This window comes from Streptococcus jiangjianxini, from assembly GCF_040225085.1.
GTDB lineage: Bacteria > Bacillota > Bacilli > Lactobacillales > Streptococcaceae > Streptococcus > Streptococcus jiangjianxini.
The window spans coordinates 65,928-78,285 of the sequence record NZ_JBEHGL010000011.1; the positions used below are offsets into that span (position 1 = coordinate 65,928).

General features: G+C 40.3%; 12 protein-coding genes. 10 read left to right on the plus strand and 2 right to left on the minus strand.

Features of this window, described 5'->3' with window-relative positions:
- The first annotated feature begins 3 nt into the window (after positions 1 to 3).
- The 9 genes from ABP870_RS06360 to groL all read left to right on the plus strand — a co-directional run bounded on the left by ABP870_RS06360 (position 4) and on the right by groL (position 7,400).
- On the plus strand, positions 4 to 684 hold the full coding sequence (locus tag ABP870_RS06360; RefSeq protein WP_350014605.1) for a response regulator transcription factor: 681 nt from the start codon (positions 4 to 6) through the stop codon (positions 682 to 684).
- A complete protein-coding gene (locus tag ABP870_RS06365; RefSeq protein WP_350014606.1) occupies positions 677 to 1,978 on the plus strand; it encodes an ABC transporter substrate-binding protein in 1,302 nt (433 codons plus the stop codon). Before ABP870_RS06360 ends, ABP870_RS06365 begins: the two co-directional genes overlap by 8 nt.
- A 170-nt stretch (positions 1,979 to 2,148) precedes the next feature.
- Positions 2,149 to 2,589, plus strand: coding sequence for a PTS sugar transporter subunit IIA (locus ABP870_RS06370; RefSeq protein ID WP_350014607.1), 441 nt, complete (start codon positions 2,149 to 2,151; stop codon positions 2,587 to 2,589).
- Positions 2,590 to 2,679: 90 nt separating this feature from the next.
- Complete coding sequence (locus ABP870_RS06375) at positions 2,680 to 3,174, plus strand: PTS system mannose/fructose/N-acetylgalactosamine-transporter subunit IIB (RefSeq protein ID WP_350014608.1); 495 nt, start codon at positions 2,680 to 2,682, stop codon at positions 3,172 to 3,174.
- A 23-nt stretch (positions 3,175 to 3,197) separates the two neighbouring features.
- Positions 3,198 to 4,055 carry a PTS mannose/fructose/sorbose/N-acetylgalactosamine transporter subunit IIC gene (locus tag ABP870_RS06380; RefSeq protein ID WP_018380727.1) on the plus strand — a complete coding sequence of 286 codons (858 nt, stop codon included), beginning with the start codon at positions 3,198 to 3,200 and terminating at the stop codon, positions 4,053 to 4,055.
- 1 nt (position 4,056) lies between these two features.
- Entirely contained in the window at positions 4,057 to 4,890 is an 834-nt protein-coding gene (locus tag ABP870_RS06385; RefSeq protein ID WP_350014609.1) for a PTS system mannose/fructose/sorbose family transporter subunit IID, read from the plus strand.
- A 23-nt stretch (positions 4,891 to 4,913) separates the two neighbouring features.
- The gene (locus ABP870_RS06390) at positions 4,914 to 5,204 is read left to right on the plus strand and encodes a DUF202 domain-containing protein (RefSeq protein ID WP_350014610.1); all 291 of its coding nucleotides are present in this window, start codon (positions 4,914 to 4,916) and stop codon (positions 5,202 to 5,204) included.
- Positions 5,205 to 5,368: 164 nt separating this feature from the next.
- Positions 5,369 to 5,653 (plus strand): co-chaperone GroES, encoded by a 285-nt coding sequence (gene groES, locus ABP870_RS06395; protein ID WP_350014611.1) that lies wholly within the window; start codon positions 5,369 to 5,371, stop codon positions 5,651 to 5,653.
- Between the two features lie 124 nt (positions 5,654 to 5,777).
- A complete protein-coding gene (gene groL / locus ABP870_RS06400) occupies positions 5,778 to 7,400 on the plus strand; it encodes a chaperonin GroEL (RefSeq protein ID WP_350014612.1) in 1,623 nt (540 codons plus the stop codon).
- 872 nt (positions 7,401 to 8,272) lie between these two features.
- On the opposite strand, the gene polA is transcribed toward groL, so the two are convergent.
- A complete protein-coding gene (gene polA, locus ABP870_RS06405; protein ID WP_350014613.1) occupies positions 8,273 to 10,909 on the minus strand; it encodes a DNA polymerase I in 2,637 nt (878 codons plus the stop codon).
- A gap of 328 nt (positions 10,910 to 11,237) precedes the next feature.
- Here polA and ABP870_RS06410 point away from each other — a divergent pair, with 328 nt between their 5' ends.
- Positions 11,238 to 11,882: a hypothetical protein gene (locus tag ABP870_RS06410; RefSeq protein WP_350014614.1), complete on the plus strand. Its 645-nt coding sequence runs from the start codon at positions 11,238 to 11,240 to the stop codon at positions 11,880 to 11,882.
- A 105-nt stretch (positions 11,883 to 11,987) separates the two neighbouring features.
- Here the strand turns inward: ABP870_RS06410 and ABP870_RS06415 are convergent.
- Positions 11,988 to 12,358: integrase core domain-containing protein (locus ABP870_RS06415; protein ID WP_350014616.1), on the minus strand; the 371-nt coding region annotated here is incomplete at its 5' end.

The following is a 12,358-nucleotide window of genomic DNA, read 5'->3' on the forward strand; positions in this document are numbered from 1 at the left end:
ACTATGATTAAGGTAATGATTGCAGACGATCAAGAGCTAATTAGAGAATCTTTAAAGATTGTGCTATCTGCTCATGAAGATATTAACGTTGTGGCTTCGGTGGCAGATGGCTTTGAAGTGTTGGAGAAGATTAACAAAGAGCTTCCTGATGTTATTCTAATGGATATTCGTATGCCAAAGATGGACGGAGTCATCTGTACTAAAGAAGTTAAAAGACAGTTTCCTAATGTAAAAATTATCATTTTAACGACTTTTGACGATGATGAATTTATCTTTTCTGCGCTTAAATACGGTGCTTCAGGTTATCTTTTAAAAGGTGTTTCTATGGATGACCTATATCAAGCCATTCAAACGGTTCATAATGGTGGCGCTATGATTAATCCTGATATCGCTACTAAGGTGTTTAAAGCCTTCTCTCAAATGCCTCAGCAGGAGAACACGATACAAGTCGATGAAACAGAGCTTTCGAATTTGTCAAAAGCAGAATGGCGGATTATCCAACAAATTGGCTTTGGTTTATCGAATAAAGAAATTGCGCAAAAGTTATTTCTTTCAGAAGGTACAGTGAGAAATTATTTATCAAATGTCTTATCTAAGTTGGCGCTACGTGATCGTACCCAATTGGCTATCTGGGCGGTGCAAACAGGTGTAACTACTAGACAGTTGGAGAATTTAGATGACTAGGAGAAGACGGATAAATCTGGCAGTGATTTTTGTAATCACATTACCCTGCTTGTTTTTACTGTTGTCATGGATGGAGCGTCCAAGAAAGGTTACGCTACATTTAGGAATCCATGAAGGGTCGAGTTGGGATGTTCCACAAGGACAGAATAATCGTGTTTTGGATGATATTATCAAACGGTTTGAAAAGGCTCATCCAGGTGTCGATGTTGTTTATGAAAGCGGTATTCGAAAATCAGATTATTCTGATTGGTTATCTGGAAAAGTTGCAGCTGGTCAGCAGCCAGATGTTTTTATGATTCCTGAAAATGATTTTAACCTTTTAACGTCTATAGGTTCTTTGAAGAGCCTAGACGCTTTAGTGAAACAAGACATTAATACAAATGATTTCTACAATGTTTCTTATCAAGCAGGACAGTATCATGATAAGCAATTCGCCCTTCCTTTTGAGAGTAATCCTATTATGATGTGTATTAATAAGGACCTCTTGAAGAAAAGTGGTTTTGAGGTTCCTGATGCCGACTGGTCTATTTCTGATTTTTATAAGATAGCAAGGTCAGCAACTAAGGACACAGATAGTGATGGGCAATTGGACCAGTTTGGTATCGTGGGTTACAATTGGAAAAATGCGATGGCTGCCTATAGTAATCAGATGTTTTCTGAAGATGGTAGTCAGATTCATTTGAATACTAATAAGACAAAAAGTGCGATGGATTTAATGATGAAATTGGATGCTTTATCTGGAACACAAGAGGTTACATCACAAGATTTTGACCAAGGAAAGGTTATTTTTCGACCGATGACGATGGCAGAATATCGCACTTATAAGCCCTACCCCTATCATATCGCCAAATATTCAACATTTGAATGGACCTGTGTCCCCATGCCGAGTGCTGATAAAGATGTTAAAGCCACGCAAGTTGATAGCTCACTTTTTGCCCTATCTTCTCAAACCAAGCATACGAGATTAGCTTGGGAACTCTTAAAAATACTGACTTATGACGAGCATTCTCAACAAGAACTCGTCAAGCAGTCTCAAGGAATATCGGTTCTAAAGGATGTTATGGCTTCAGAAGATACGAGTGATATTTTACAAGAGGATAATTTTGGTACTGATTCATTAAGAGTTTCAACAGTCGATCACATGATGACAGATGGGTTTAATCAACCCAAGTTTAAACGCTTCAATACTGTTTATGAAGAAGCGGACTATCTCTTAACCAAATCCTTGTTAGAAGAAACCGTAGACACTGATTTAGCTATTATTGAGAAGAAATTACTACAACGTTTAAGATAGGTAAGACATCATTAGAGTTATTCTAATGGTGTTTTTGAGTACACTTGCGACTGATATGACAAATGTCATTTTTTATGATGACAATCGTCCACGAAGAATCATGACATCTGGCAATTAAAAACCGCTTTCAAAAGTTTTAAAATGAAAGAAGAAAAAAGGAGACGAAAGCTATGAAATACTTAATTCTTGTCAGCCATGGTGGATTTGCAGAAGGTTTGAAAACCTCCTTAGCGATGTTTGCCGAAGATAAAATCGATCACGTTATCGCGGTTGGTCTAAAAAATGGCTCTTCGGTTGATGATTTTGCGAAAGACTTTCATCAAGCAGTTGATCATCTTACCACAGATGATCAGGTAGTTGTTCTTGCAGACATTGTTGGTGGAAGCCCCCTAACGACAGCATTAGGTGTTTTAGAAGAAAAAGAATTACTCCAAACAGCGACTGTTCTGGGAGGAATGAACCTACCTATGGCAGTTACATCTGTCGTCATGAAAGATTCCCTTGAGGGGGATGATTTTGTAGCAGCTGTTTTGCCAGAGGCACAGACAGCTTTGCAGGAATTCAAAGTTGCTACAACTTCCACTAATGACGAAGAAGATGATGATATTTGATAGTCAGTTGACTGTTTTGTAATATGATGAAAAAAATGCTTAGACTCGTTTGGTCTATTTTTGAAGATAAAAAGAAAAGAGGAAAATATTATGTCAGTTTCATTTGTACGTATTGATGACCGTATGATTCATGGTCAAACCGTAACCCGCTGGGCCAAAGAATATCCTTGTGATGGTCTCATTGCCGTTAATGATGCAGCAGCAGCTAATAAAGTTCTGACACAAGCTTATAAAGGTGCTTCTGATAAGAAAACATTTGTCTGGACAGTTGATGCTTTTGGTCAAAAATCGCAAAAAGTTTTGGATTCAGATACACGTTATTTTGTGATTACAAAAAATCCATTAGACATGAAAAAACTACTAGTAGATCAAGGGTTTGTTCCAGGAGATGTTAAAGAAATTATCGTTGGTCCAGCTAATGATCGTCCAGGAGCTATCAAACTTGGTAATAACCAATCGATTACTCCAGAAGAAGCAGCAGCAATAGAAGAAATTGAAAAAGCAGGCTATCGTGTAAAATTCCAACTGCTACCAGATGTCTCTATTGGGTATTGGTCAGATTTTAGAAGTAAATTCGGTTATTAATGATTTTAAGAAGGAGATAAACGATGACAATATCATGGTTTCAAGCTGCCTTACTTGGGCTATTTGCTAGTCTAGCATCTATGCCAGGGATGGGTGGTTCAAGTATTGGTAACTACACACTCGGTCGTCCCCTAGTTGGAGGACTTGTCTGCGGTCTCATTTTGGGAGACTTGAAATTGGGGATTGTTTGTGGCGTAGCGATGCAGTTGGTTTATATCGCCTTGGTAACGCCAGGTGGTACGGTATCTGCTGACGTGCGTGCGGTGTCTTATATCGGTATCCCACTCGCTATGGTAGCTATTACCGCACAAGGTATTTCTGCTAGCTCAGGTGAGGCTGCTGACCTCGCCAAATCAATGGGAACTCTTGTAGGAACGATTGGTACCGTTCTTTTCTATGGTACAGCAACGATGAACTTGGCTTGGCAACATATTGGTTGGAAGGCTGTTGAAGAAGGAAACTTCAAAAAACTTTACATGGTTGACTGGGGACTTCCTTGGATCTCACATTTCCTTTTCTCATTCTTACCGACACTCATCATGTGTAAATTAGGGGCGTCAGCTGTAACAGCTCTCCAATCAGCACTCCCTATGGACGGTATTGCTATGAAAACCCTCTTTACTGTTGGTGCTCTTCTTCCATGTGTAGGGATTGCTATCCTTCTTAAACAATTGGTTGAAAAAGTTACAGACTTTATTCCATTCTTTGTCGGATTTACGTTGGCTGCTTCATTGGGCTTAAACTTGGTAGCAAGTGCGGTTATTTCTCTTATCTTTGCCCTCTTGTTCTATGAAATTGACATGGCAAAATTGAAGGCAAATTCGCGTCTGGTTGCAGCGGTAGCAGAGTTAGAAGATGACGAAGAAGAGGAGGATATTTAGGATGACTGGTATGAAGAAAATTTCTAAGAAGACGTTGACTAAGTCTTTTCATCATTGGTATTATGGACACTTGACTTGCTTCTCTCAAGAGCATATGCAAACGTTTGGTTACTTGACATCCATGCTTCCAATTATTGAAGAACTGTATGATGACAAGGAATCTCAAAAGAATGCCATGCAAACCTATACAGCATTTTTCAATACCGAACCACAGCTTGGAACAGTTGTTGTCGGTGTGACTGCGGGCCTTGAAGAGGCGCGTGCGAATGGTGAGCCAGTCGACGATGAAGCTATTAATGGGATGCGTGCGGGTCTTATGGGACCAGTGGCAGGTATTGGTGACTCGCTAATTGTCGGAACCTTGATTCCTGTTCTTTTAGGGATTGCGCTAGGTCTTTCAACTGGCGGCTCCCCAGCAGGTGCTATTTTCTATATCGTTGTTTGGAACTTGCTAGCTTACTTTGGGATGCGTTTTGCTTACTTTAAAGGTTATGAGCTTGGGGATAAAGCAGTAGAATTCCTTGTAGGACCTCAAGGAATTGCCATTCGTAAAGCTATCGGAATTGTCGGTGGTATGGTTATTGGTGCGGTTGCTGCGACCTGGGTGTCTGTGAAAACAGCATTTAGTCTAGGTAGTGCTAAAAACCCCTACCTTGTCTTGCAAGATCAATTGGATGCTGTGTATCCAGGGTTATTGACAGCTATCTTTATCGTTTTTTGCTGGTGGTTAATGGCGAAGAAAAACATGTCACCTATTAAGGTAATGCTTCTTTTGGTAGTTATTGCTTTTGTTGGTGTGCTTGTCGGATTCTTTGATCCAGGTCTATCTTACTAACTAACTATAAGGAGTAAAATCTGATGACGAATCAAAAAATGATTAAAGGTTATGAGACAGAGATAGCCTATCAAAAACATATGATTGACAATTTAGGACGGTGGTTCTCGCTCTTCTTTATTGTGTCAAGTATCGGAGTCGTTTTGTTCGCCCTCTTTCATCAGGTTAATCTATGGGTAACGGCTTTAGGTCTCGTCTTAATCATTATTGGTAGTATAGGTATGCTATTATTCGGCTACGGTATCTATCGAGGTAAGAAAAATGTCTCGAAAGTCATCGAAGATTTTGAAATCAAACTTAGTCAATTAAAATAAGACAATGAAACGCTGAAAACATTTTAGTTTTTAGCGTTTTTATTTTGACTATTTTTGACCAAGTGCTATAATAGTTTTTGTAATAGCTAGCACTCTAGTATCCAGAGTGCTAATGCAGTTTATTTCGAAAGCTATTATGAAAATAATCCTTATGGAGGCATATGATGTTAAAACCATTAGGCGATCGTGTGGTCGTGACTTTTGAAGAAGTAAAAGAGAAATCAGTTGGCGGTTTTGTGCTAGCAGGTGCTTCTCACGAAGCAACTCAGACAGCAGTTGTTGTAGCTGTAGGACAAGGTGTTCGCACACTTAATGGCGATTTAGTAGCGCCAAGCGTTGTTGTAGGAGATAAGATTTTAGTTGAAAATGGTACAGGGATTGATGTCAAAGACGGTGATGATCACTTGTCAATCATCCGTGAGTCAGATATCGTTGCGATTGTAGAATAAGAAAGAATAGAAAGGAGAGAGGGTTAGTTCGTATCGGTTGAAACTGAATACGGGCTACGGACGGCTGCAAAAAGAAAAACACTATTTTGTTATTGTCCGTTTGATGCCCTTTATATCTTAAATTATGGCAAAAGATATTAAATTTTCAGCAGATGCACGAGAAAGTATGGTGCGTGGTGTTGATATTTTAGCAGATACAGTTAAGGTAACACTTGGTCCTAAAGGACGCAATGTCGTTCTTGAAAAAGCTTTTGGTTCACCACTTATCACAAATGACGGTGTAACCATTGCTAAAGAAATTGAACTAGAAGATCATTTTGAAAACATGGGGGCCAAATTAGTCTCTGAAGTGGCTTCAAAAACGAACGATATTGCTGGAGATGGTACCACGACAGCAACTGTCTTGACACAAGCAATTGTGCGCGAAGGACTTAAAAATGTGACGGCAGGTGCTAATCCCATTGGAATTCGCCGAGGTATTGAAGCCGCAGTTGCTGCCGCAGTTGCTGATCTTAAAGAAATCGCTCAACCTGTTTCTGGTAAAGAAGCGATTGCCCAAGTTGCAGCGGTATCATCACGCTCTGAAAAAGTTGGGGAATACATCTCTGAAGCTATGGAGCGCGTGGGTAATGACGGTGTTATTACTATCGAAGAATCTCGTGGTATGGAAACAGAACTTGAAGTGGTTGAAGGAATGCAGTTTGACCGTGGTTACTTGTCACAATACATGGTAACTGATAATGAGAAGATGGTTGCTGATCTGGAAAATCCATTTATCTTGATTACAGATAAGAAAATTTCAAATATCCAAGACATCTTGCCACTTCTTGAAGAAGTTCTCAAAACTAATCGTCCACTTCTTATCATTGCTGATGACGTTGATGGCGAAGCTCTACCAACTTTGGTTCTTAACAAAATTCGCGGAACGTTCAATGTTGTAGCAGTCAAAGCGCCAGGTTTTGGTGATCGTCGTAAGGCTATGCTTGAAGATATCGCTATCTTGACTGGCGGAACAGTTATCACAGAAGACCTTGGACTTGAACTTAAAGACGCAACAATGCAAGCTCTTGGACAAGCAGCGAAAATTACTGTTGACAAAGATAACACGGTTATTGTTGAGGGAGCAGGTGAAGCTTCGGCTATCGCCAATCGTGTTAACTTGATTAAGTCTCAATTGGAGACAACAACATCAGACTTTGACCGTGAGAAGTTACAAGAACGTCTTGCTAAGTTAGCTGGTGGTGTAGCTGTGATTAAGGTTGGTGCAGCAACCGAAACAGAATTGAAAGAAATGAAGTTGCGAATTGAAGACGCCTTAAATGCAACACGTGCCGCAGTGGAAGAAGGTATCGTTGCTGGTGGTGGAACAGCACTTGTTAATGTGATTGACAAAGTAGCTTCTCTTGAACTTGAAGATGATGCAGCAACAGGACGCAACATCGTTCTTCGTGCGCTTGAAGAGCCAGTTCGTCAGATTGCCTACAATGCGGGCTACGAAGGCTCTGTTGTTATTGACAAACTTAAAAATAGCAAAGTTGGAACAGGGTTCAATGCTGCAAATGGTGAATGGGTAGACATGATTGAAACAGGAATCATTGACCCTGTTAAAGTAACCCGTTCAGCCCTTCAAAATGCAGCCTCAGTTGCCAGCCTTATCTTAACAACAGAAGCTGTTGTCGCAAACCAACCAGAACCAGAAACCCCAGCAATGCCAGCAGGCATGGATCCAATGGGTGGAATGATGTAACAGTTGAAAAGAATCTGAGATATAGTGTCTCAAATCAGGTTGAAGAAAAATATCCAAAATGGACTTTTTCTTCAACCTTTTGTGTTTTCTTTTGAAAAAAGGCTCATTGTCAACTGTAGGAGGTTAACTTATAGCTAACACCGAGAGAGAATCAGATTGGTTCTCTTTTTTAGGTTCGAAGCGAGACAAATACGCTTTTTAGGTTTTCAAAGTTTCGAAAAATCTAAAGAACTGAGCTCGGTGACTTTGATAAGCTTGTTGGCGACCTTGAATTAGGATAAATGCTTACGGTATTTTCAATTTTATTTCTGACCTTGAAGAAGTTTAAAAAAACTGTGCGAAAGATGGAGGTGCTGTTGTTTAAGTGCTTTTCAATCAGATCTAAAAACGTATGTGATTCCTTCTTCTGCTACTAAGATTTTGTTCTGTTTAGCAAGTAACTATACAAAAAACAAACCTCCAAAAAGGAAGTTTGTTCAGTGTCTGGTTAAGCCTGCTGTTTATCTGCAACATTTCCTACGTCAATGCTTGATTCGAGAATGAGAAGGATTAAGAAAACTAACCTAAAGTCGCTACTAGATGCTACTAGATAGACCTGTTAACCTGATGTCGGTAAGTCGGAAATCTATGATAGCGGCAAATAGTAGAAGAAACACGTAAAAGTGTCATTGATGGAGAAAACTAGCGTTTTGGGAATTTTTTATCCCTTGGGCATATCATATAAGGATAACTCATGAGAAGAAAGACTTTGTATGGGTTTCTCGGCTGGTGAAGTAAGCGTGACTGACCAAAACCTAGCCTCTAAAGCCCCCAGCATGACTGATAAAAATCCATCGAGCAGATTGCCCCTCGTAGGAGATGATAATGCTTATCTATTTAGCCTCGTACCAGGTTTTTCCGTATGATTCTTCGGCTAGAAGGGGAACCGTCATCTCAACGGCTGCTTCCATAACTTCTTTGACCAAGGTTTGGATTGCAGAGATTTCATCCTCAGGAACCTCCAGTACGATCTCATCATGCACTTGAAGGAGCATTTTGGTTTTGAAGTTGCCGTCTATTAGAGCTTTGTCTAGGTTAATCATGGCAATCTTGAGAATGTCCGCAGCACTTCCTTGGATAGGAGAGTTAATAGCTGTCCGCTCAGCGAAGTTACGCACATTGAAGTTGCGTGAATTGATGTCTGGTAATTCGCGACGGCGTTTGAAGAGGGTCTCAACGTAGCCTTTATCCTTGGCTTCTCGAACGACAGTTTCCATGTAATTCTTGATACCAGGGTAGCGTTCAAAATAGGTTTCGATGTAGTCTTTGGCTAATTTGCGTGGGATGCCTAGGTTGTTGGCAAGGCCAAAATCTGAAATGCCATAGACGATACCGAAGTTCACAGCCTTAGCATTGCGACGGTCGTTGCTGGTCACATCTTCTGGTTTTTCAATGCCAAAGACACGCATGGCTGTCGACGTGTGAATGTCCGCACCGTGTTTAAAGGCATCAATCAAATGTTCATCACCTGAAATGTGAGCAAGGACACGAAGCTCGATTTGCGAATAGTCAGAGCTAAGAAGAACAGCGTTGTCAGTTGAAGGGGTAAAGGCTTTACGGATGAGGCGACCTTGTTCCAGCCGTATTGGGATGTTTTGTAGGTTAGGATCAGTTGATGACAAGCGACCAGTTTGCGTCAAATCCTGTACATAACGCGTATGGATTTTACCGTCATCGCGGATATATTCTTGTAAACCAATCAAATAGGTTGATTGCAGTTTAGCGATTTGACGGTATTCCAAAATCTTAGACACAATTGGTGAAATTGGGGCTAGTCGCTCCAAAACATCAACAGCCGTTGAATAACCCGTTTTGGTTTTCTTAGTGTATTCGAGTGGCAATCCCATGGTTTCAAAGAGCAAGATGCCCAATTGTTTTGGGGAATTGATATTGAACTCTTGCCCAGCGATCTCGTAGATGTCTTGGGTTAATTTGTCGATGACTACTTGGTTTTCTAGAGCCATTTCAGCTAAAGTGCCACCGTTGACCTTGATACCAGCGATTTCCATTTTAGCTAGAATATTTGCTAGTGGCTGCTCCATATCAAAGAGGAGGTCGATTTGGTCATTTTCCTCTAGTTTGGCTAACATAGGTTCCTTACTTTCGATAAGAACCTGAACTTTTTTAGCCAAATGGCTGAGCAGCGTATCCTTTTCAGGAACCGCACGCTTGGCGCCTTTTCCATAAACCACTTCATCGCTTTCTAAGGGCAGAGCCGTGTAGAGACGAGCAATGGTGGAGAGTTGATTGTCCTCAACAGTAGATAGTAGGTACTTGGCTAAACGGCTGTCAAAGCTAGGGGCGGGAATGTCAATGCCATGATGACTCAGTAGCACCTTGACACGTTTGAAGTCAAAGGTTTGCATAGGATTAGCAAGTGCTTTTTGAAAGGCTGGCGCTTGTAGCAAGTCTAGGTCAGTAGAGGCGTAGATAGCCTCCTTAGTTCCCCAAGCAAAGCCGATAATTTCTTCGACGTGGTAGTTATCATTGAGCATTTCAAAGTAGAAAAAATCTTGGTCACTGAAGTGCTTGTCAGAAACCGTATTGACTTCTTTAAATTGACTTTCAAAAGTAGGTGTTTCAGCCTCTCCCACTAGGGCATTTTTGAATTGGGTAAAGCCCATTTCATCGTAGAATTTAGCCAAATCGTCGACTTTTGGCCCCATGTAAACAGTGTCCGATAACTCGATAGTGATAGGTGCTTTGGTGTTGATGGTTGCTAGCGTCTTAGATAGGAAAGCCTGCTCTTTATCATTAATGAGGTTTTCTTTCATCTTGGACTGTTTCATGCTATCGATGTTGTCGTAGATCCCTTCCAGACTGCCATGTTCAAGAAGCAATTTAAGACCAGTTTTCTCACCAATTTTAGTCACACCAGGGATATTATCAGACTTATCCCCCATGAGAGCCTTGAGATCAATGAATTGTTCAGGTGTGATGCCCATTTTTTCCATCAGGTAGGCTGGGGTAAATTCTTCGAACTCACTAACGCCTTTTTTTGAAATTTCGACCACCGTATTGTGGTCAGCTAATTGAATCAAGTCCTTATCACCAGATACAATCGTGACGTCAAAATCTTCTAACTCGGCCATTTTATCAAGTGTTCCGATGATGTCATCAGCTTCATAATTAGCCAAATCATAATAAGTAACGCCTCTAGCTGCCAGCATTTCCCGAATGTAAGGAAACTGCTCACGGAACTCCTCGGGCGTCTTGGCACGTCCAGCCTTGTAGTCGGCGTACATCTCGGTACGGAAGGTAGTTTTACCTGCGTCAAAAGCCACCAAAATGTGAGTGGGCTGTACGCGCTCCATGAGATTGTCTAGCATGAGGTGGAAACCATAGATGGCGTTGGTGTGGAGACCATTCGGGTTGCGGAAACGATCAATCTGGTTATAAAGGGCGAAGAAAGCCCTGAAAGCAACGGAAGAACCGTCGATTAAAAGTAATTTATTTTTCGCATTTGTCATGCTTCTATTATAGCAGAAAAGGGTGATAAAAATGAAAAAAGCCTTTTGAGAACACGACAAACGCATGAAACAGTTGTTTCCGAATTATAGTACAGATAAAAATATTTTATCTAAGCGTTTTCACTATAGAGAAAGCGCTTAAACATGGCTACTATTTTTGTAAATTCTGAACATTGAAATACAGAAAACTTTATTTTCTTGCTAAAAATCCTTCATGCGTTTGTCGTGTTTTGAGAACGAAGTGCTTTGTTTTGTTAATTTTATTTGCATTCTATATAGACAAGACTGGATGAGAATAGTTATCATATTCCCATAAGGGGGAAATATTATGAAAAAGAAATTGTGGAAACAATGGCGTTTTTGGCTTGAGGTTGCTTTGGGTTTGCTATCGTTATTTTTTATGCTTGGGGCTTTCGGCTTTGCTGCTGAAATATCTGACATGAATAACGCTTTGGGCGAACATAATTATTATTACGATTCGAAAGAAAAAGAGATATTTGAGTATGAAGATGATGAGTCAAATTCTGATGATACTACAGATTCAACATCTTCTGAAGAAGAAAGTTCGAAATCAGAACCAAGTGAGACATCAACATCGTCATCATCAGAAACCGAAAAAAGTTCTGAAGAGCCATTTGATCCCAACTCGTACCAAACGGTTGATTACAACGAATGGAATCATGATAAAGTTGGTTTGTTATCAAAAGTACAAATCACTGGTAAGGTTGTACAGTTTATAAAAGGATCGTCTGGTGACGTTAATTTGCGTGTTGCTGTCAATGATAATTATGACAATATGGTCTTAGTCTCTATTGATAGTGATGAGTACAAAGAGGTTATTGCTGAAGACGATAACGTAACCATTTATGGGAAAAACGGTGGTTTAACATCGTATGAATCTACTCTAAGAAGTGAGATAACTTTGCCTTCGTTATTTAACGATAAGTATATAGTTAACTCATATGGCAATTAATTAAATCTCACTAGCACCTACGGGTGCTTTTTTGTGTCTTGAATTTACAATATAAGTACTGAAAAGGCAACCCTTTTCTGTACAAAATTTATAAAGTGTTTTTTGTTAAGCGATAACTCGCCTAGCCATGGGTGTTTGATAGTTGAAACTGCCGTGAATGCGATGATGATTCCACCAGTGGACGTAGTCCTTGGTTTTAAGATTTAGCTCTTCAAGTGAATGAAAGATTTCTTGATTAATAAACTCCAGTTTGCAAGAGCGATAGGTGCTCTCAGCTACGGCATTATCATAAGGACATCCTGCTTGACTTAGCGAACGAGTGATACCAAAGGCTCCTAACATCTCATCAATCAGCTGATTATCAAACTCCTTGCCACGATCAGAATGGAAAAGATTGACCTGGGTTAGTGCATAAGGGATACTCTGAATAGCTTGCTTTACGAGCGCTGCAGTCTTCTGCCAACCGACTGACAGAC